The organism is Oryzicola mucosus (genome assembly GCF_014534685.1).
Taxonomy (GTDB): Bacteria; Pseudomonadota; Alphaproteobacteria; order Rhizobiales; family Rhizobiaceae; genus Oryzicola; species Oryzicola mucosus.
The window spans coordinates 110,241-130,802 of the sequence record NZ_JACVVX010000007.1 but is presented as its reverse complement, the minus strand read 5'-3'; the positions used below and the strand labels follow the sequence as shown (position 1 = coordinate 130,802).

At 61.8% G+C, this 20,562-nt stretch carries 20 protein-coding genes and 1 pseudogene; 15 read left to right on the top strand and 6 right to left on the bottom strand.

Annotation, left to right across the window (positions count from 1 at the left end; all coding sequences use genetic code 11):
- Window positions 1-52: 52 nt before the first annotated feature.
- Entirely contained in the window at window positions 53-1,051 is a 999-nt protein-coding gene (locus ICI42_RS19510) for a sensor histidine kinase (protein WP_188166279.1), read from the top strand.
- Here ICI42_RS19510 and ICI42_RS19505 read toward each other — a convergent pair.
- Window positions 1,048-2,258: pseudogene (locus ICI42_RS19505) on the bottom strand (IS3 family transposase). The gene ICI42_RS19510 and the pseudogene ICI42_RS19505 sit on opposite strands and share 4 nt — an antisense overlap.
- Window positions 2,259-2,381: 123 nt before the next feature.
- Between ICI42_RS19505 and ICI42_RS19500 the strand changes: the two are divergent.
- From ICI42_RS19500 to ICI42_RS19440, 13 genes are all read left to right on the top strand, one after another.
- Window positions 2,382-3,185 (top strand): IclR family transcriptional regulator, encoded by an 804-nt coding sequence (locus tag ICI42_RS19500; protein WP_188166278.1) that lies wholly within the window; start codon window positions 2,382-2,384, stop codon window positions 3,183-3,185.
- Window positions 3,186-5,258 (top strand): hydantoinase/oxoprolinase family protein, encoded by a 2,073-nt coding sequence (locus tag ICI42_RS19495; protein ID WP_188166277.1) that lies wholly within the window; start codon window positions 3,186-3,188, stop codon window positions 5,256-5,258.
- An 11-nt stretch (window positions 5,259-5,269) separates the two neighbouring features.
- Entirely contained in the window at window positions 5,270-6,817 is a 1,548-nt protein-coding gene (locus ICI42_RS19490) for a hydantoinase B/oxoprolinase family protein (protein ID WP_188166276.1), read from the top strand.
- A 48-nt stretch (window positions 6,818-6,865) separates the two neighbouring features.
- The gene (locus ICI42_RS19485; RefSeq protein WP_188166275.1) at window positions 6,866-7,996 is read left to right on the top strand and encodes an ABC transporter substrate-binding protein; all 1,131 of its coding nucleotides are present in this window, start codon (window positions 6,866-6,868) and stop codon (window positions 7,994-7,996) included.
- Complete coding sequence (locus ICI42_RS19480; RefSeq protein WP_188166274.1) at window positions 7,993-8,730, top strand: ABC transporter ATP-binding protein; 738 nt, start codon at window positions 7,993-7,995, stop codon at window positions 8,728-8,730. Before ICI42_RS19485 ends, ICI42_RS19480 begins: the two co-directional genes overlap by 4 nt.
- Window positions 8,699-9,691, top strand: coding sequence for a branched-chain amino acid ABC transporter permease (locus ICI42_RS19475; protein ID WP_188166273.1), 993 nt, complete (start codon window positions 8,699-8,701; stop codon window positions 9,689-9,691). The genes ICI42_RS19480 and ICI42_RS19475 overlap by 32 nt, the downstream gene beginning before the upstream one ends.
- Complete coding sequence (locus ICI42_RS19470) at window positions 9,688-10,443, top strand: ABC transporter ATP-binding protein (protein ID WP_188166272.1); 756 nt, start codon at window positions 9,688-9,690, stop codon at window positions 10,441-10,443. The genes ICI42_RS19475 and ICI42_RS19470 overlap by 4 nt, the downstream gene beginning before the upstream one ends.
- 12 nt (window positions 10,444-10,455) lie before the next feature.
- The gene (locus tag ICI42_RS19465; protein ID WP_188166271.1) at window positions 10,456-11,331 is read left to right on the top strand and encodes a branched-chain amino acid ABC transporter permease; all 876 of its coding nucleotides are present in this window, start codon (window positions 10,456-10,458) and stop codon (window positions 11,329-11,331) included.
- 12 nt (window positions 11,332-11,343) lie between these two features.
- Entirely contained in the window at window positions 11,344-11,676 is a 333-nt protein-coding gene (locus tag ICI42_RS19460; RefSeq protein ID WP_188166270.1) for a cupin domain-containing protein, read from the top strand.
- A gap of 5 nt (window positions 11,677-11,681) precedes the next feature.
- Window positions 11,682-12,443, top strand: a complete 762-nt coding sequence (locus ICI42_RS19455) for an HpcH/HpaI aldolase family protein (protein ID WP_188166269.1) — start codon at window positions 11,682-11,684, stop codon at window positions 12,441-12,443.
- Window positions 12,444-12,460: 17 nt separating this feature from the next.
- A complete protein-coding gene (locus ICI42_RS19450; protein WP_188166268.1) occupies window positions 12,461-13,624 on the top strand; it encodes an acetyl-CoA acetyltransferase in 1,164 nt (387 codons plus the stop codon).
- Window positions 13,621-15,135, top strand: coding sequence for a class I adenylate-forming enzyme family protein (locus ICI42_RS19445; protein WP_188166267.1), 1,515 nt, complete (start codon window positions 13,621-13,623; stop codon window positions 15,133-15,135). Before ICI42_RS19450 ends, ICI42_RS19445 begins: the two co-directional genes overlap by 4 nt.
- A 576-nt stretch (window positions 15,136-15,711) precedes the next feature.
- Window positions 15,712-15,888, top strand: a complete 177-nt coding sequence (locus tag ICI42_RS19440; RefSeq protein WP_188166266.1) for a hypothetical protein — start codon at window positions 15,712-15,714, stop codon at window positions 15,886-15,888.
- A gap of 354 nt (window positions 15,889-16,242) precedes the next feature.
- Here ICI42_RS19440 and ICI42_RS19435 read toward each other — a convergent pair whose 3' ends face one another.
- Window positions 16,243-17,142 (bottom strand): AraC family transcriptional regulator, encoded by a 900-nt coding sequence (locus ICI42_RS19435; protein ID WP_188166265.1) that lies wholly within the window; start codon window positions 17,140-17,142, stop codon window positions 16,243-16,245.
- A 96-nt stretch (window positions 17,143-17,238) separates the two neighbouring features.
- Between ICI42_RS19435 and ICI42_RS19430 the strand changes: the two genes are divergently transcribed.
- Window positions 17,239-17,988: an SDR family oxidoreductase gene (locus tag ICI42_RS19430; protein WP_188166264.1), complete on the top strand. Its 750-nt coding sequence runs from the start codon at window positions 17,239-17,241 to the stop codon at window positions 17,986-17,988.
- A gap of 74 nt (window positions 17,989-18,062) precedes the next feature.
- Here ICI42_RS19430 and ICI42_RS19425 read toward each other — a convergent pair whose 3' ends face one another.
- The 4 genes from ICI42_RS19425 to ICI42_RS19410 form a co-directional block, all read right to left on the bottom strand.
- Window positions 18,063-18,596 (bottom strand): GNAT family N-acetyltransferase, encoded by a 534-nt coding sequence (locus ICI42_RS19425; protein ID WP_188166263.1) that lies wholly within the window; start codon window positions 18,594-18,596, stop codon window positions 18,063-18,065.
- A 56-nt stretch (window positions 18,597-18,652) separates the two neighbouring features.
- A complete protein-coding gene (locus ICI42_RS19420; RefSeq protein ID WP_188166262.1) occupies window positions 18,653-19,279 on the bottom strand; it encodes an acyl-homoserine-lactone synthase in 627 nt (208 codons plus the stop codon).
- Between the two features lie 66 nt (window positions 19,280-19,345).
- Complete coding sequence (locus ICI42_RS19415; protein ID WP_230980451.1) at window positions 19,346-20,095, bottom strand: autoinducer binding domain-containing protein; 750 nt, start codon at window positions 20,093-20,095, stop codon at window positions 19,346-19,348.
- Window positions 20,096-20,221: 126 nt separating this feature from the next.
- Complete coding sequence (locus ICI42_RS19410) at window positions 20,222-20,458, bottom strand: helix-turn-helix domain-containing protein (protein ID WP_188166260.1); 237 nt, start codon at window positions 20,456-20,458, stop codon at window positions 20,222-20,224.
- Window positions 20,459-20,562 lie beyond the last annotated feature (104 nt).

Sequence of the window (20,562 nt, the reverse complement as noted above, 5' to 3'; positions counted from 1 at the left end):
TGAACGGCAGTCGAACCCGCCGCCTTTCGGTCTACCCCGAGATTGAGATCCCATGCCATTCAGTGACCCGAACCACCCGCTCAGAGAAGTCGCAAATTTGAAGCGGGCCCTGCATGCCGCGGGCGTGGCGCTTTGGTCTTGGCGTGTCGAGACCGATGCTTTTGCCATGGACGATAAGGGTTTTGATTTATGGGGCTTGCCCCCTGCAGACATCGTTACGTTTGAGGACCTGTCGTCTCGTATTCATCCCGCGGACCGGGACCGCGTGCGCGCAGCTTTCACGGCAACGCGCGGGGTCGTTGGCGCCTACGAGATCGACTTTCGTATCATGTTGGGTGAGGAAATCCGTTGGGTCTCGGCGCTAGGGCTTGGAAACGACGAGGGATTGCACAGAGGCAAAATGTCCGGCGTTTTTCTTGATGTTACCGGGCGCAAGCAGGCGGAGGAAGGCCACGAATTGCTCGCGGGCGAGATGAGCCACAGGGTGAAGAACCTGCTGGCCATTGCTTCGAGCCTCACCAATCTCACGTCCCGGTCCGCCACCACAGTTCCAGAAATGGCGAAAGAGCTGACGGAACGGCTGTCGGCGCTCGGCAGAGCCCATGACACGGTCCGACCTCTGCCGGGACATCAGGGGCGTGCCGCGCTTCTAGGGGATCTTCTGGCGGTGCTGCTTGCGCCATACGACGACTCCGGTGCTTTCAGTGGACGCATAAGGGTGGCGGTCCCAAGAATGGGAATTGGCGAGCAGGCAGCCACAACGCTGGCACTGGTCATTCACGAGTTGGCGACCAACTCTGTTAAGTATGGCGCGCTTTCCGTAGCGTCTGGCATGCTCGACATTTCCGGGACGGGCGACGACCATGAAGTATGTCTTGCGTGGACGGAGCGAGGCGGCCCTCCTGTTCAGGCCCCGGAAGGCGAGGGATACGGAAGCAAGCTGCTCAGACGAAGCGTGGCCGGCCAGCTTGGCGGCAGCATCGAGACCGATTGGTCGCCAGAGGGAATTATCATCACATTGGTCATGAACTTAGGCAAACTCTCCACCTAGCAGCATCGAGAGCTGGCCTGACCCCATAAGGTGGTTTCAGTCTTATTGTATGATCGGCTTTTCGGCCATGGCCTGGGCAGATGGCGTGTCGATCCGGGGGGCGGCGCAGGCCAGATGATCGCCTGCGGTGCCGGCGGTTTATCTCCGAGCGATGAGTCCGGCCGCGGTATTGTAGTAGCGCCGCCATGCCTCAATGATGACCTAGCCTCGGCGATGCTGTAGAAGATCTCACCGTTGAGCAGTTCGTCGCGAAGCTTCGAGTTGAAGCTCTCGGAGCAGCTGTTCTCCCACGGGCTTCCCGGCTCGATGAACGCAGTCTTCGCACCGACGGCGACAATCCACTCCCGCACGGCCTTGGCGATGAACTCCCGGCCGTTGTCGGAACGAACATGGCGGGGCACACCGCGCAGGATGAACAGGTCCGACAGGGCGTCGATGACGTCGGTCGAGTTGAGCTTGCGCGCGATGCGGATCGCCAGGCACTCCCGGGTGAACTCGTCGATGATGTTGAGCATGCGGAACCTCCTGCCCTCGTGGGTCCGGCCCTCGACGAAGTCTTAGCACCAGACATGGTTGGGGTGCTCCGGCCGAAGCCGGACGCACGATCCGTCATTCAGCAGAGACGACCTCTCTTCGGTTGCTTCTGGGGAGCCTTCAGCCCCTCCCGCCGCCAGATGCGCTCGACGCGCTTGGCATTCACCGTCCAGCCTTCGCACCGCAGCATCGCGGTGATCCTGCGATAGCCATAACGGCCATAGTGGGAAGCGAGCCGGATGATGTCGGCGGTCAATGCCTCTTCATCCGGCCTGCTTCCAGGCCTCTTGCGCTGGGTCGAACGGTGCTGGCCCAGAACCTTGCAGGCGAAGCGCTGCGAGACGGAGAATTTCGCCATGACATGGTCGATGCGTCGGCGGCGGCGGGAAGAGCTCAGAAGTTTCCCGAGGCAGCCTCTTTCAAGATCAGTTTCTCGAGCGTCAGGTCCGACACCACCTTGCGAAGCCGCTCGTTCTCTTTCTCAAGATCCTTCAGCCGCTTTTGCCTGGTCACCCTTCAGGCCACCGATCTGATTGCGCCAGCGGTAATAGGTGAACTGCGTCACGCCGATCGAGCGAACCGCTTCGCCAACAGATCAGCCCTGAGACAACAGAACATCGACCTGGCGCAGCCTCGCGACGATCTCTTCGGGCTTGTGCTTCTTCTGGGGCATTCCAACGTCCTATCCAAATGGCTCAATCGCCTACCTCAGGGAGGACCACTTTTCAGGGGGCAGACCGCTTGACGCGTCGGCGCGGGGAAGCTAGCATAAAAATATAAAACGATGTTTCATTAAATGAAACGCATAAAGGAGGGCAGGGTGGAGAATTCGGCGAAGGAACCGGGAGGGACGAGCACGCTCGATCTGGCCTTGCGCCTGATCGATTATCTCGCCACCCAAAACCAGCCGCTCACCCTTGCTCAAATTGCAAAGACGTTCGGCGCCTCCAAGGCAACGGTCTATCGCCATCTCGTGACCCTGCAGCGCCATGGCCTGGTGCGGCAGGACGCGGATACAAGCCGCTACGAGCCCGGCATCAAGCTGCTGATGCTCGGGGAAAGCGTGCGTGCCCGCTTCGACGTCGCCACCATCGGTCGGCAGGAGGCCGAGCAACTCGGCGCGGCGACCGGCCAGGCGGTGACCATTTGCCGTCTGATTGACTGGAAACTCGTGGTTCTGGATCTTCTGCATGGCCGCACGGTCATCGAATTTGGCACCCGCCCGGGCACGGAACTGTCGATCCATTCCTCGGCGCACGGCAAGATCTGGCTGGCCTATAGCGGACCTGAGCTTTTCGATCACGTCGTCTCGCAGCCCATGAAGCAATGGGCGCCGCGCACGATCACCGGAGCGGAACGGCTGCGCGAAGAGATCGCACTTGTTCGCGAGCGCGGCTGGGCCGCTGCTCCGGACGAGTTGATCACGGCGGTCAACGCGCTCGCCGCGCCGATCTTCAATCACCACAACGACATCGTCGGCTCCGTCGCGATCGTCGGTGCGACGCAATTCATTCCGGAACCACCGAATCCGGAGCAGATAGAGGTGGTCCTCGCCACGGCGCACAGGATCTCCGAACGACTTGGATGGAGGAATACGTAAATGACCTATTCGCTGGCGGTCGACATCGGTGGCACCTTCACCGACATCGTTCTGCGCAATTCCGATGGCCGCCTCACCGTCGACAAGACGCTGACCACCCATGAAGACCTGCTGAAGGGCTTCTTCGGCGGCGTCAATTCCGTTCTGTCCCACGCCGGCATTTCATCCGACGCGGTGGATGGCGTCGTGGTCCATGCAACCACCGTCGTCACCAACGCTCTGATCGAGCGCAAGGGGCCGGCCACGGCGCTGGTCGTCACCGAAGGCTTTCGCGACGTCCTGTCGATCCGCAACGAGCATCGCTACGACATGTACGATCCGCAGATCGAGTTCCCCGAGCCGCTGGTGCCGGAACATCTGACGTTCGGCATTGCGGAGCGGACGCTCGCCGACGGCACGGTTCTGATGAAGCCCTCCGAGACCGACATTGCCGCGCTGGCGAAACAGATCCGCGAAAGCGGCGCGCAATCGGTCGCCATCTGCTTTCTTAACAGCTTCATCAATGCCGAGAACGAGACACTGGTGGCCGGCGAGCTGGCCCGGCATCTGAACGATATCTTCATCTGCACCTCGTCGGACGTGGCGCCGCAGATTCGCGAATATCAGCGCGCCTCGACGGCGACGGTGAACGCCTACACCATGCCGATCTCGCAGCCCTATCTGCGCCGCCTCAGCGACAGGCTGCGCTCGGAAGGCTTTTCCAACACGCCATTGATTATGCTGAGCTCCGGCGGGGTCGTCGGCGCGGAAACGGCCGGGCGCAATCCCGTGCGCATGATCGAGAGCGGCCCGGCAGCGGGCGCGCTCGCCGCCTGCCACTATGCCGAGGTGCTCGGCATAGACCGCCTGATGTCCTTCGACATGGGCGGTACAACGGCCAAGGCCTGCCTCATTGAAAACCGCACGCCGCTGATCACTGGCCTGTTCGAGGTCGACCGCCGCTATCGCTTCAAAGAAGGCAGCGGCTTGCCGGTAACCGTGCCGTCGATCGACCTGATCGAGATCGGCGCGGGCGGCGGCTCCATTGCCCATGTCGACGACCTCGGCCTGCTCAAGGTCGGCCCCGAAAGCGCCGGCTCCAATCCGGGCCCAGCCTGCTACGGTCGCGGCGGCACCCATGCCACAGTCACCGATGCGGATCTGGTGCTCGGCCTGATCGATGCCGAAAACTTCCTCGGTGGCGACATGCAACTCGACAAGCCGGCCACCGACCGCGCCATGCAGGCGCTGGGCGACAAGCTCGGCAGTTCGGGCGTACAGGCGGCGCGCGGCATCTACCGCGTCGTCACCGAAGCCATGGCTTCGGCGGCTCGTGCACATGCAACCGATCGCGGCGTCGACTATCGCGGTCTGCCGCTTTTCGCCTTTGGCGGCGCCGGTCCCTTGCATGCCTGCGGCGTCGCCGAACTGCTGCAGAGCTCGTCCGTCATCGTGCCGCCGCGCTCCAGCGTGCTCTCCGCCTTCGGCACGCTGGTGACGCCGCTGCGGCTCGATCTGGTGCGCTCCGATCTGGTGCGCCTTGACAATATAGACTGGGGCCGCGTCGAAAAGGTCATCGGGGAGATGGAGAAGGAGGGTCGCACGGCCCTGCTGGAAGCCGGCTGCGCAGCGGCTGACATCGAGATCCATGTCGGCGCCGACATGCGCTATTTCGGCCAGCAGCACGAAGTCACCGTCACCTTCGATGCCGATCCGCGCATATCGCGCGACACGGAGGCGTTGGCTGACCTTTTCGCCGAGAATTACAAGACGCTTTACGGCGTCAATCCAAACCACGTTCCGGTCGAGATCGTCTCCTGGCGCGTTGTCGTCAACGGTCCGGCAATCCGCTTCCACCCCGCCGGCCAGCCGGGCAGCGCGGAAGGCGAGCCGAAGCGCCATCGTCCGGTCCATGCCTGGCAGGACGACGAAATGGTACCGGTCTACGACCGTCAGGCGCTCGCCGTCGGCCAGATCGTGAATGGCCCGCTGATCATCGAGGAACGCGAGACCACGACCGCCATACCGCCGAACTGGGTCGCCACCATCGACCATCTCGGCTGCATCGTCGCCACCAAGAAGACGGCCAACTGAGGAGCATGACCATGGACGGCGTCGAACTCGAGATTCTCTGGTCGAACATCATCGGCATCGTGACCGAGCGGGCGAAGGCCCTGCAACGTATCGCCTTCTCGCCCATCGTGCGCGAAGCCGGCGACCTGGCCTGCGCTCTCTTCGACCAGCGCGGCCGCATGGTCGCGCAGGCTAATACCGGCACGCCCGGCCATATCAATTCGCTGGCCTTTGCCGGCGGCCACCTGGTGGAGGAATTTGCCGGCCGCTGCGAACCGGGCGACGTTCTCATCACCAATGACCCCTGGCTGTCGGCCGGCCACTTTTTCGACATCACCATCCTGACGCCGATCTTCAACGGCGAGCGGCTGATCGCCTATATCGGCTCGACCATCCACCACACGGATATCGGCGGCTACGGCATCGGAGCCGGCGCCCGCGACGTGCATGAGGAAGGTCTCTGGATTCCGCCGCTGAAGCTCTACGAGCGCGGCGTCGCCAATCCCGTTCTGGCAGCGATGATCCGCCGCAATGTGCGCACCCCAGATGCCGTCTTCGGCGACCTGTCGGCGCAGGTGTCGAGCGGCCAGGCGGCGGCTGAACACCTGATCAACCTTTGCGAGCGACAGGGCGTGGACGACATCGAAATGCTCTCCGACGAAATCATCCAGCGCTCGGAAGACGCGACGCGCGCCGCGATCCGCAAGCTGACGCCCGGCACCTATCACGGCGAATCAAGTTTCGACGTTCCGGGCGGCGAGGTCATCACGCTGAAGACGGCCGTGACGGTGGATGCAGAAAGCGGCAGCATTATCGTCGACTTCGACGGCTCCTCGAAGCAGACCACCACCGGCATCAATGTGGTGCTGAACTACACCCACGCCTATTCGACCTTTGCGATCCGCTCCTGCCTCAACCCCGACCTGCCGAACAATTACGGCAGCCTCGCGCCGATCGAGATCCGGGCGCCGAAGGGTTCGATCATCAACTGCGAATATCCAGCGCCAGTGAACGCGCGCCATGTAGTCGGCATGTATGTGCCGATGCCGATCCTCAAAGCGCTGCACCAGGTCATCCCAAACCAGGTGCTGGCCGAAGGCTCGGGCGCCGTCTGGACGATCCAGATCCAGGGCAAGAACGCCGCCGGCCAGAACTTCACCTCGTCCATGTTCAACTATTCCGGCGGCATGGGTGCGCGCGCCGAAAAGACCGGCCCGAGCGCCACCTGCTACCCGACCGGCGTCGCGGCCGTGCCGATCGAGATTCTCGAGGCGGCCATGCCCATCGTCTTCGACAAAAAGGAGCTGCGGCGCGGATCGGGCGGCAAGGGACGCACGCAGGGCGGAGACGGCCAGTCCATCGGCTTCCACATGCGCACCGACCAGCCCTGGCTCCTGAACGCCGTACCGAGCCGGCTCCTCAAGGGGCCGGATGGCATCGGCGGCGGCGAGCCGGGGGCGGCGGGTCAATTCCTCGTCAATGGCGCGTCCGTCAGCGAGGCTAAGAAGCTCACGATGCAGCCGGACGACCGGGTGCTTCTTGAGACACCAGGGGGCGGAGGCTTCGGCAAACCGGTCTAAGAGTTCCAGCAGACAGTCGTTTTTTCATCTGAACGTGGGAGGAAGTTCATGTTCCAAGCTAAACACCAACTCATCGCCGGCCTCGTCGTCGCGCTCGCTTTTGCGGGCGCCGCCCAGGCCCAGGAGACCTACAAGATCGGCATTTCGGCAGGCCTGACGGGCTATGCCGCGACCGTCGACCGTGCCTGGAGCGACGGCGTGCAAACCGCCGTCGACGTGCTCAACGAAAAAGGCGGCGTCATGGGGCGCAAGCTCGAGGTCGTCATTGAGGACAATCGTTCCAACCCGCAGGAAGCCGTCACCGTCTATCGCAAGATGGTCAGCTCCGACCAGGTCAACCTGTTTTCGAGCGGCTGCGTGTCAGCCGGCAATGCGGCGGCCGCCCCTATGGTCGCCAAGTCCGAGATCCCGATGATCCTCTGCTCGATCCTGCCAAAGGACGTCGAGTGGGCCTTTACCACCCTGCCGCCGGCCGGCTTCGAGATCGAGAAGCGCTTCGAATATCTGCGCGACAAGACCCAGATCCGCAAGGTCGGCGTGCTGCACGACCCCACCCCTTATGCACTGCTCCAGAAGGATGTCGCCCAGAAGGTTGCCGCGAAATACGGCATCGAAGTCGTTTCCACCGAAGCCTACAAGCAGGAAGATGCCGACCTCAGCGTCCAACTGTCCAAGATGCAGTCGGCCGGCGCGGGCGCGGTCATGAAAATTGGCCTGGGCGGCACGACGCTGACGGCGGCCAAGAACCTGAAGCAGCTCGACTCTCCCATGCTCTTGCTCACCAGCCTTGAAGACCTCGCCGTCTTCAAGCCGGTGGCCGAAGTGCTCGGCGACAAGTTCTTCTTCGTAGCTTCCCCTTCGCAGGTCTTCGAGGCCTATCCGGACGGTCCGTTGAAAACCGCCATCGGCCAGTTCCTCGATCCATGGAAGAAGAAGTTCGGCGACCGAGACCCCAACTGGGCCTCGCGCGGCTGGGACAGCGTCATGTTGGCCGCCAAAGCCATCGAGACCGGCAAGTCCTTCGAGGGCCAGGCTGTGCGTGAAAACCTCGAGAAGATCACCGGCTTCCAGGGCACGACCGGCGTCTATGACATGTCGCCGACACAGCACCAGGGCATTTCCAGCAACCCCTTCGTGGTCGCGCAGATCATCGACGGCCAGGTCAGGATCGCCCAATGACAGCCGCCGGCACGCTTGAGGTGGTGCCACCGGTCCTCGATGTCCGGGGGCTGACCGCCCGCTACGGCCACGTCGAGGCGCTGAAGGGCGTCGACCTTACGGCAGGACGCGGCGAACTCGTCGCCGTGCTCGGTCCGAACGGAGCGGGCAAGTCCACCCTGTTGCGTGCCATCATGGGCCTCATTCCCAATCAGGGTGAGGTCCGGTTTCTCGACAAGAGCCTGCCGCGCCGCGATCCTGCCGGCGCGGCCAACAAGGGTGTCGTGCTCGTTCCCGAAGGCCGCGGCATTTTCGGGCCGATGACGGTGCTCGAGAACCTGGAGCTCGGCGCCTTCGCCATCGGCCGCGACAAGGCCGAGATGGAACGCCGCCTTAACCGCGTCTTCGAGCTTTTTCCACGCGTCAAGGAGCGCCTGAAGCAAGTCGCCGGTTCCATGTCAGGCGGTGAACAGCAGATGGTCGCCGTCGGCCGCGCCATGATGTCGGATCCCAAGGTGCTGCTGCTCGACGAGCCGTCGCTCGGCCTTGCGCCCCGCGTCACAGGCGAAATCCTCGACACACTCGGCGCGCTCAGCGCAAGCGGGTTGCCCGTGGTGCTGGTGGAACAGAAGGCGCCCCTGGCGCTCAAACTCGCCTGCCGCGCCTATCTTCTCTCCCTCGGACGCATCGTCGCCACGATCAATCCCCGCGAGGTGAAATCCCATGACGAACTCGCCCAGTACTACTTCGCCTGAGGCGCCCGGCCTCGCCCGGCCCCACACGCGCCATTTTGGCTCCGCCGCCGTTTGGGCCCTGTCGGCTGCCATCATCGGCTATGCACTGGTGTTCGGCGGCTACATGGCGACGATTGTCGCCTTCGCGCTGATCTATGCCGTCTTCGTCTCCGGCCTTAATGTCTTCATGGGCCTGACCGCGCAGGTGTCCTTCGGCCAAAGCGCGTTTGCAGCGATCGGCGGCTATACGTCCGCGGTGCTCACCACGACTTATGAATGGGCGCCTCTGCCAGGGATGGTCGCCGGCCTCGTCTTCGCGCTGGTCGCTGCCTTTCTGATCGGCTTTCCGACGCTGCGCCTCAAGGGTCACTATCTCGCCATGGCGACGCTCGCCATCGGCCTCATCACCTATGAAATCGCGGTCGAATGGGAATCGGTGACGCAGGGATATCTGGGCATTTCCGGTATTCCGCCGCTGGGCATCGGCCCCTTCGAGGCCGTCAGCGATCGGGCGATCCTTTCCGTGCTGTCCGTCATCGTCGTCATCCTCGCCTTCGCGGTGACCCGCATCCGCCGCTCGCGGCTCGGCCGCGCCTTCTCGGCCGTGGCGGGCAGCGAGGAAGCGGCGGGTGCCCTCGGCATCAATGTCTCACGCTACAAGCTCGTCTCTTTCCTCATCGCCGCCGCTATCGCCTCTTTGTCCGGCTCGCTCTTCGTGCATGTGGTCGGCTATGTCAGCCCGGAAGTCTTCGGCCTGCACATGGTCATCCTCGCCTTCACCATGGTCTATATCGGCGGGCTCGGCACCGTCGCGGGGCCGCTGATCGGCGCGCTGATCATCAGCATCTTGCCGGAGGTTTTCCGGGGCATGAAGGATTATCAGGACCTCGCTTACGGCGTGACGATGATCCTCATCCTGATCTATGCGCCCAAGGGCATCGCGGGCGTTGCCGGCGCGCTCGATGCCCGGAGGTCGGCATGACCGCGATCCTCGAAGTCACCAAGGCCACGCGCCGCTTCGGCGGTCTCGTCGCCGTCAACGATGTCTCCTTCAAGGTCTCCTCCACCGGCGTCACCGCTGTGATCGGCCCGAACGGCGCCGGCAAGACAACGCTCTTCAACATCATTTCCGGCTCGATCCCGCCGAGCGAAGGCGCAATCCTGCTCGCCGGCGAGGACGTGACGGCCCTGAAGCCGGAGGCGAAGGCGGCGCGCGGACTGGTGCGCACTTTTCAGCTGGTCAAGCTCTTCCAGGACCTGACCGCGACGGAGAACGTCAAAGTCGGCTTTCACCTGAAGTCGCGCGGCGGTCTGCTGGCCGCGCTGTTTCAACCCGCCTGGGCAAAACAGGCCGAGCGTGACGCGGAGGAAAAGGCCGCCGCCTTGCTCGATCTCGTCGGCCTCTCCAAGGTCGCCCGAACCTCGGCCTCAGTCCTGCCCTATGGTCAGCAGCGGCTGCTGGAAATAGCCCGGGCGCTCGCCGCCGAACCGCGCATCCTGCTTCTGGACGAACCCGCCGCCGGCCTCAACGCCGAGGAAAGCGAACGGCTTGCCAAGACCATCCGGCGCATCGCCGCGGACGGCACGGCGGTGCTCCTCATCGAACACGACATGAAGCTGGTGATGGACATTGCCGACGAGGTGGTCGTGCTCGACTACGGCCGCAAGATCGCGCAGGGCACGCCTGAGGCGGTCAAGAAGGACCCCGCGGTGCTCGCGGCCTATCTCGGATAAGGACGGAAAAAGATGGATCTCAACCTCGTCCTGCAAAGCCTGATCAGCGGCATCAGTATCGGCTGCGTGTACGGCCTGATCGGCATCGGCTTCTGCGTAATCTACAATGCCAGCGGCATCGTGAATTTCGCCCAAGGAGCGTTCGTCATGATCGGCGGAATGGCGACTTACGTGCTGATGACCGATTACAACCTGCCCTACGCGGTCGCCGCCATCTGCGCGATTCTGCTGGCCGGCATCGTTGGTGCGGTTGTCGAACGGCTCGTGGTTCGCCCGCTCTGGGATCGCAACGCGGCGATGTTCGTGATGATCCTGGCGACGCTGGCAGCCCAGATCGTCATCGAGCGCCTCGCCTATATCCTGGTCGACGACCAGCCAAAGACCCTGCCGCCTTTTACCGATATCGCGCCGATCAGGCTCGGCGGCATCGCCGTGAACTATCAGTCTCTCTGGATCGTCGGTTGCTCTGTGCTCATCATACTGGCGCTGAACTCCTTCTTCAGGTCAACGCGCACTGGCAAGGCGATGCGCGCCGTTTCGATCAACGCCGAGGCTGCCGCCCTGCAGGGCATTCCCGTCTCGCGTATGCTGACGTTGGCCTTCGTGCTCAGCGCCATGCTCGGCGCCGTTGCCGGCATCCTTCTGACTCCGACGCAGTATACCGCGTTCAACATGGGCGTGCCCTTCGCCATTTCCGGCTTCATAGCGGCGATCATCGGCGGTTTCGGCAAGCCGCTCGGCGCCTTCATCGGCGGCATCGCGCTCGGGGTCATCCAGTCGATGGCGATTCTCGGCCTCGGGGCGGGCTTCAAGAACGTCGCCGCCCTATCGCTGCTTCTCCTCTTCCTCTTCTTCAGGCCCTCGGGCTTGCTCGGCAGCACACGTTAAGGGAACCAAGCCATGAACATCCGATCGATCGACTGGAGCGCCATCGAGTGGACAGCGGTCCGCGAGGGCGTCGAGCGCAAGGCCTTTTCCGGCGACGGCGCGACAGTCGCTCTGCACCGGCTTCAGCCAGGCCACAAGCCGCTGCCCCACTCGCACGAAAACGAGCAGATAGCCTACATCCTCCAGGGCCAGATCCTTTTCTTCGTCGGCGAGGAGCAGCATCTGCTCGGTCCCGGCGGCGTGCTGGTCATCCCGCCGAACGTTCGGCATTGGGGCGAGGTCGTGGGCGACGAGGTCGTCCTGAACCTCGACGTCTTTACCCCCCGGCGCCCTGAGTATGCGTGACCGCCATGCTTGAGGCATCCGCCGCGTTCCGCGATCGCTGCCGGAAGGGTGAAATCGTTGCAGGCACCTTCCAGAAGACGCCCTCGCCACAAATTTCCGAAGTGCTCGCGCTGAGCGGGCTCGACTTCGTCATTCTCGACGCCGAGCATGCCCCCTTTGGCATTGACGCCATTGACCACATCCTTGGCGTCACGGCGTCACGAGGGTTTCCGGTTCTCGTTCGCGTGCCCGACCATCGAGCCGCCTTCATGGGTGTCTGCCTCGACGCCGGCGCCGCCGGAATCGTGCTGCCCCATGTCGTCGACCGTCGCACCGCGGAAGTGGCAGTCGCAGCCGCACGCTTCACCGAGGACGGGCGCGGTCTATCGCCCTCCGGCCGCGCCGGAAATTACGGTGGTGCTGCGCTGGGCGACTTTATCGAAGCCAGCAACCGTGCCGTCAGCCTCTGGTGCCAGATCGAGGATCGCGACGCCATCGACCGGCTGGACGAGATTTGCGCCGTCGAGGGAATTGACGCGCTTTTCGTCGGCCGCGCCGATCTGATGCGCTCGCTCGGCGCAAGAAGCATGCTCGATCCAGCCGTCGAGCGCGCGAGCGAACGCGTGGCCAAGGCAGGCCAGCGGGCCGGTAAGGCGCTCGCCATCATGATCGCCTCGCCCGAGGAGGCCCCGCGTTGGCGCGCGCTCGGCTATTCCATCTTTATCGTCGGCACCGAGCAGGCCATGCTGAAATCCGCCGCCCGCGCCGCAAAAGCAGCATTTGTCTAGACACGAAAGAGAGCATCATGACATCGATCGTCGGCTGGGGACACACGCGCTTCGGAAAGCATCAGGAAACTTCGGTCGAAGAGTTGATGCGGGAGGTCGGTGCGGAGGCTCTGGTCCATGCGGGCGTGGAGGCGGCCGACGTGGACGGCATCTGGGTCGGGCATTTCAATGCCGGGATGGTGTCGGACGGCTTTCCTTCTTCGCTCGCCCTGTCGATCGATCCCGCGCTACGCTTCACGCCCGCGACGCGATTGGAGAACGCCTGCGCCTCTGGTTCGGCGGCGGTCTTCGCGGCCCGCAACGCCATCGAGGCCGGACAGACGAGGATCGCGCTCGTGATCGGCGTCGAAAAGATGACCCATCTGCCGACGGCCGAAGTCGCGGCAGCGCTGGGCCATGCCTCCTATCAGGCGGAGGAAAGCGGCTACAGCTTCCCGCAGGTCTTCGCTCGTTTCGCCCAGGCCTATTTCCAGAAATACGGTGATAAGACCCGCGTTCTGGCCCAAATCGCCGCCAAGAACCACCAGAACGCAATGAACAACCCGCTGGCGCAGTTGAGGAAGCCACTGACGGTCGAATATTGCGCCACCGTTAGCGAGAAGAACCCGGTCGTCGCCGCGCCTCTGAAAGTCACGGACTGCTCGCTGGTCTCGGACGGCGCCGCAGCCATCGTCATGGTCTCGGACGAGGTAGCACGGGACATGCGCCGCGCTGCCCGCTTTCGCGGCATGGCGCAGGTCAGCGACTATCTCCCCATGTCGCGCCGCGACCTGACCGCCTTCGAGGGTCCACGCGAGGCGATCAGCCGCGCAAAGGCCGCCGCAGGCGTCGACAATGCAGACCTCCATGTCGCCGAAGTGCACGACTGCTTCACCATTGCCGAGCTGATGATCTACGAAGCTATGGGTTTAGCCGCCCCCGGCCGCGGCGAAGATGTTCTGCAAAGTGGGCTTGTGGCGCCGGGTGGCGCCCTGCCGATCAATCTCTCCGGCGGCCTCAAGGCAAAGGGCCACCCGGTCGGCGCAACAGGCGTCTCCATGCATGTGATGATCGCTCGGCAGGTGCTGGGCGAGGCCGGCGAGATGCAGGCGAAGGACGCCTCGCTGGGCCTCGTTTTCAACATGGGCGGATCGGGCGTCGCCAACTATTGCTCGATCCTCGAGGCGGAGCGCACCCGATGAACATTGCGACATGGCTGGAGAAGACGGCGAAGTCCAGCGGCGATAGGCCGGCGATCCTCCTCGGCGAGCGAATCCTTGCGACCTACGATGCGTTTCTCGGTCGCGCGAGCGCGCTTGCCGTGGAGCTTTGCGCCGACGGTATCGCGCCCGGCGACCGTGTGGCGCTGGTGGCGAAGAACTGCCCTGACTATCTTGTCGCCATGTTCGGCGTCTGGATCGCCGGCGGCGTCATCGTCCCGGTTAACGCCAAGCTCCACCCCAAGGAGGCCGGCTGGATCATCGGCGACAGTGAAGCGAAGCTCGTCTTTGCCGACGACGCGATGACCGGAGATCTTTCCACGCACTTCTGCGGGCCGATCCGCACGATCGGAGACAGCCTTCTGGAAACCCCCGTCCTGGGGGATTGCATACCGGCACATTCCTGCCGCGCCGACGAGAATGCCTGGCTCTTCTATACCTCCGGCACGACCGGGCGGCCCAAAGGCGTGCAAATCACCCACGGCATGCTCACTGCCATGTCGCTCGCCTATCTTAACGACGTTGATGACATCGCACCCGACATGGCCGCCTATTACGCCGCACCGATGAGCCACGGCGCGGGGCTCTATGCGCCAGTGCATGTTCTGCGGGGCGCGCGTCACATCGTGCCGGCCGCAGCCCATTTCGATCCTCAGGACCTGCTGGACCTTTCGGGACGTTGCGGCCCGACCTCGATGTTCCTCGCCCCGACCATGGTCAAGCGCCTGACAGAGACCGCCAAGGCCGCCGGCCGCCGCGGCGAGGGCATCGGCACCATCGTCTATGGCGGCGGTCCCATGTATCGCGCCGACATTGAGGAGGCAGTCGACTGGTTCGGCCCCCGCTTCGTGCAGATCTTCGGCCAGGGCGAGTGCCCAATGGCGATCACCGCCCTCTCCCGCGCCGAAGTCGCCGACCGGACCCATCCGCACTGGCGCGAGCGGCTGGCCGGCGTCGGCCGCGCCCAATGCGCCGTGGAGGTGGCAATCGGCGACGCGGACGGCGCTCCCCTGCCCCTTGGCTCGCAGGGCGAGATCATGGTGCGCGGGCTGCCGGTCATGCCCGGCTACTGGCGTAATCCGGAGGCAAACGCAAAGACGTTGAAGAGCGGCTGGCTGATGACCGGCGACGTCGGCTATCTCGACGCGGACGGCTACCTCACCCTTCAGGACCGCTCGAAAGACGTCATTATTTCCGGCGGCACCAACATCTACCCCCGCGAGGTGGAGGAAGTCCTTCTCACCCACCCCTGTATCCGCGAAGTCTCCGTCGTCGGTCGTCCTTCCGCCGAATGGGGCGAGGACATCGTAGCCTTCGTCGTCCTCTCGCCTGGCGCAACTCTCGACCGCGAGAGCCTCGACGCCCATTGCGTCAACGAGATCGCCCGCTTCAAGCGTCCCAAGGACTACATCGTCATCGAAACGCTGCCAAAAAACAACTACGGCAAGGTGCTGAAGACCGAACTGAGGCAGAAGGTACAAACGCCCGGGTGACGTCAGGCCCCAAAGTCTGCAAAGAGGTACGATTGCGGGCTATCATCCGGAATGAAATTGTTTGATTCCAGGATTGATGGTGCAATCTTTTCATACGAGTGGAAGGAAGGTCTATGGGTAAGTTGACCACGCAAGCGCCACAACGACAGCGGCAATCCGTCGAGCGATACAACATAGCCATGTCTGGACGGCGCCCGCGGATCAAGGGCTTGTTTTCGGCGATGGGATGGTCGCGGATGCGGTTATGTCTCCGGCCTGTCGTTGTGGTATTGTCACCGCTGGCTCTGATGGTGTCCGCTGATCCTTTGGCCCGATCAATGGCGCGATCACCAAGCACTCGCGGTCACCGCCGCAGGTAACCCAGCCTGCCGCTTGCTAACGAAGCGCACTGCTAATGGCCAATACTGACAATGACTGATATCAGCAGTTCCGCGATGAACTCGGCATCGGTGGCGTCGCCAAAGCGGGCATCCCGGACGGCCATCGGATTGAGGTTCACGCCCGGCGTCCAAATCCGGCGCCTGGCCTTGGGCTCTGGTCGCGGATGGAACCCATTTAAGCAGGAGAGGCAGACCGATGAACTGGGGCGCTGAGGACTTTGTAGCCGCCGCCGCAATATTGATCGCGGTCGGAGTGGGTGTTCTGCTGGTGAGCCGCACAATCCATTCGCAGCCGGCCCGTGGGCTCCTGATGGCGATTGTCGTAATTGCGGCGCTGGCGGTCTGGGCCCACCTTGCCGTAGGAATTTTCTAAGTTTCAGGGCGGCGAGACCGCGGCCCTCCGGGCGGGAAGGCGATGTGCATCACCACAGCGCAACGCCCGCACGGTCCTTTCGGCTGCCTCAGCCCCAAAGGGTTTGCACTGATCAGAAGAACTCAATCGTCGCGCGCCGAGCCTTCGCGAAGGCGGCTGAGGACGAAGGTGTACTGATCAACAGCGGGAGTCTTGGATACTTCCCTCGGATGACAATGCGGGGCCGCAGTTTGGAGAGATGACTTGAAGCGAGCTCCGCTTAGAAATACGTTCAACTGAAGCGTCTCAAATACCGTTGCCCTTTGTCACCCCACTGGCCTTCTGAGCGGGTGGCAGTGCTCGTAGTGGGTGGGCTCAGGCCGCAGCGCGCGCGAACTTGCCGGGTGGATATCCGAGTCGCTTGCGAAATGCAGTGCTGAAGGCGCTCGCCGACTCGTAGCCTATCTCCTGCGCGATTCGGTCGAGCTTCTTGTTGCCGCGGGCCAGCGCTTCCTTGGCGATCGCCATGCGCCAGCGCACCAGATACTCGATTGGCGCGCATCCCAAGAGCTCACCGAACCGGGCCGAGAAAGCAGAGCGCGACATGCCCGCGATACTTGCGAGTTCTGCCACTGTCCAGCTGGCGCGGACATCGGCATGGATCGCCTGTAGCGCGCGGGCGATCGCCGGGTCCTGCATCCCGCTCAACAGGCTCGCCGGGACAGCCTCTTTGCCAAGGCTGCGCCAGCGAAGCGCCTCGACAAGCAAGGCCTCCAGCATGCGCTGAATGATGAGCTCTTTGCCGGGGTAGTCGGTGGCGCATTCCTCGGCCAGCAGATCGATAAAACGTCCAAGACGCGTCGCGCGACCTTCGGATGCCGGGATATGGATACGCTCGGGCAGAAGAGACAGCAGGAGAGGAGCATTGACCCGCTCGAAGGCAAAGCTCCCGCCCAACGCCATGAAGTCAGGCGTACCAATAGCGTCTCCATGCCGGACGGCTTCGTCACGCGGCGTGACACGCGTGCCGGAAATATGAGGTTTGCTCGCCAGCGAAAAGGCCGGCGTGGTTGGTAACAACAAAAAATCTCCTTCCGCGAGACGCAACGGCTCCTGGGCATCGAAGGTCAGCCAAGCCTCGCCGGACAGGACGATCGCAAAGCCAGGCTCGTCATGCGCCTCACAATGAACAGCCCAGCGCCCCTTTCCGGAGATCGGCTTCGACACCGCAGCACTCGGGCGCAACAAGGCAATCACATCGCTGAGCAGATCCATATTTCTGGACGATCCATAAATAAATACAGAACCTTGATTATAGATCGTACAGATCACTTTGTCTATCTCCTGATCATCAAACCGAAGGAGACTGACATGACTAAGACCATTCTTATTACCGGAACCTCGTCGGGCTATGGCAAGGCAATCACCGAGCATTTCCTCGCACAAGGTTGGAAAGTGATCGCCACGATGCGGCGGCCTGGGACGGCCGGTTTCTCTGGCGATACAAGCCGCCTACGGGTCCTGCCGCTCGACGTCACCAACGAGGCGAGCATAGCGGCGCTGTTTGAGACCGCTGGTCCCATCGACGTGTTGGTGAACAATGCTGGCATCGGCGCGGTCGGGGCCTTTGAGGCGATGCCGATGTCGCTTGTCCGCCAGTTGCTCAAGACCAATACGATCGGCGCGATGGCGATGTGCCAAGCGGTCTTACCTCAGATGCCTGCGCGTCGCTCAGGCATCATCGTCAATGTGACATCGAGCGTCACGCTCGACGCTTTCCCGCTAGCTGCTGCCTATACCGCGAGCAAACAGGCGATCCAGGGCTTCACCGGCTCGCTTGCCCATGAGCTCGCCTACTTCGATATCTTGGTGAAGCTGGTCGAGCCCGGCTACGCCCCGACCACCAACTTCGGCGCGAACGCCATCATTCCGTTCGACCAGCTGCTTCCGGGCGAGTACGCCGATTTCGCAAAGCCAATCATGAAAGGCTTTGCCACGCCGGCGCTGACCACCAGGGAAATCGATGTGGCCGAGGGCGTCTGGAACGCCGTACATGATGTAACCGGTCGGCTTCGATTTCCCGCGGGGCCTGATGCTGTAGCGCTCGCGGAAGCGCAATGACGGCCGTGCTATGCCGCGTCCCGGGGTTGACGGTGGCGTGTCCTCATCCCTGACTTCTTTGCCGGTCACAGAATCTACATAGCGGCTGGCCACTCGATTCTGGTCAACTCGCCGATAGAACCCGTCATCACCAATTCCGGACCGAGTCGTCCATCACGGATGGTGCCGGATTGTTCAAAGCCGCAACGTTCATAGAATCTGCGGGCATTTAGGTTTTCGCTGTTGACTGACAATATGAGGGTGTGAACGTTTGGTCTGTTGCGATAAATCCAATCTGCAGCCAGGCCGAGCGTCCTGGCGCCATATCCCATTCCCTGAAATTGCTTGGAAATCCTCATGTGATGAAGGCTGATCGTATCGTCGAAGGCCCAGTCCGGACGTGCCAACCCTTCACGCAAGCAAAAAAAACCCACGAGTTGCTTATGGTCCCGCGCCACAAAGAAATGGTGAAGCAGGGGATGTGTTGTTGCTCTTGCCCGGTCAACTACCCGCTGAATTGGACCGCCTGCGTATTCCTGCTCCAGATCTCCAAGTTCGAAATCGTCCAGGGACGTGAGATCGGAGAGGCATCGGAGCTCCAGGTGTCTCTTATGTACTCGCGGGGTCATTTCTTCCTCGTGAGGAGGTGCAGGAAGCTAGTTGGAATATCTGCGGTTGAGACAATTCATTTTGCAAAATGGCTTTCCAAAACGCTTCTGTCAGCCGGGAGACCGTAAGCATTCTTGGTGGTTTCGACCATTGCCGGCGTTACGGTGATAGCGAGCCCAACGATATCGCCATCTACGTGTTTCAACACCTCTCCAAGGTTTTTCAAATGCCAACCCAGCGCGCGCAACCGTTCGGGCCAGAACGCTTCGCAGACCACGGTTATGACGCTTATCTTGGAGTGGAGACAGTATTCGAGCAATCCCGTCAGCATTATGCCCGATGCTTTTGAAGAGGCGCCTGTTGTTCGAAGTTTCGGAGCTACAAAGAAACGCGTCCACTCAAAAACACCCGGCTGACGTGGTGGCTCTCCGCGTGCGAGGATCGGAAAAATATCCGCAAGCAGATGCGGCTCTGTCGTAGGCACCAGGCGGGTGCCAGACATCAATTCACCCTGCTTATCGATTCCGACGAGATAGACAGCGTGTCGATTGTCGTAGGCATCGATCTCAAAGGGTATGGGCCGTTCGACGTCGGTCCAGCCCCTGGTCTCAACATATATCTTATGCCGCAGACGAAAATAAGCTTCCAAGAGTTCAGCGTGTTCCTTGCGGCTATTCCAGTCGATTACGCGAATTTTGAACATGGCGTGCCCCCGCCTTTTTTTAAAATGGGGTACGCCAAAAAATAAACTGGGGTTTTTACTAGGTCGTCAGGGCAAAATTTCCTTTTGGCGGATCGCTTCGACCACGGTGTGGACCGTGTTGATCGTCTCAAGTTTCATGCGACTGTTGCGCAAGTGGTATTCAACGGTTTTTTTCGTGATGCCCAGAATGCAGCCTGTGTCTTCCGCAGATTTTCCAGCGGATGACCATTGCAATATTTCGCGCTCCCTCGGCGAGAGCATCGGTGTCGGATTCATCAAGTCATATCCCTCCAGTTGGCAGATAGTACGGAAAACACATTGCGCCATCATCTCTATATGCAGTAACTCCCGCTTCCCGACATCGAGACGATCGCCGGCCAGCGTGACAACGGCGGGCACACGGAACGGTGCATGGATCGGGACACATACACCATCATGCATATTAAACTCGGTGGCTTCGCTCATGACTAGGCGCTGTCGGGGTGTGAGGTCGGCGAGACTGAGATCACTCCACCGAAACGGCAATATCGAGCTTCGACACTGGGCGGCGCATGGATCGGCAGCGAAATGATCCTGCTCAAGGTATCTTTGGTACCATTCCTCCGGCCACCCCAGGCAGATGATCTCGCTTTGCCACTGCCGCCGAGGTCCGGAAGGCAATCCGGTAATGAGCAAATCGCGAAGTCCATATGGAGCCAGAGCGGTCAGAAATCTCACCACTGCCTCGGACACCGTATCGGAGGCATCGATGTGAAGGAGAGTTTCCACTAACTCGCAAGGGTACTCTATCGATTTAGGTACTTCGCTACAACGCATTCCTTTCAATATTCTTCCAGGCGGTCGATCTCAAGTAGGCTCAAAATTTTGCTAAATAAATGTATCAGAGTGCTTGAGAACTTAGCATTTAATACTCATGCGTTTCCTGGGAGCGAATTGATACTGTCAACTCGTCAATTCGCTAGCTCCTGAACTGGGCTTGAGGAGCAGCTCTGCGGCGTCAACCTCCAAAACCTGGGCGAATGCTTCGATTGTATCGAGCGTCGGATTTCGACGGCCGGCTTCTGCTCCGCTCAGATAGGCCCTGGCAAGACCGGCACGGGCGGCTAGCTGCTCTTGGGAGAGTCCCCTCTGACGCCTTATGCGCTGGAGATTGATGCCAAAAGCGGTGCGCAAATTCATACAAAATCCCCTAAATGCTTTCTATAAGAAGACGCACTATAGTTTACATTTTCAATTGACAGCCGATTTCGAGCCTGCTTGAATCGCTTTGTTTTCCTAGAATG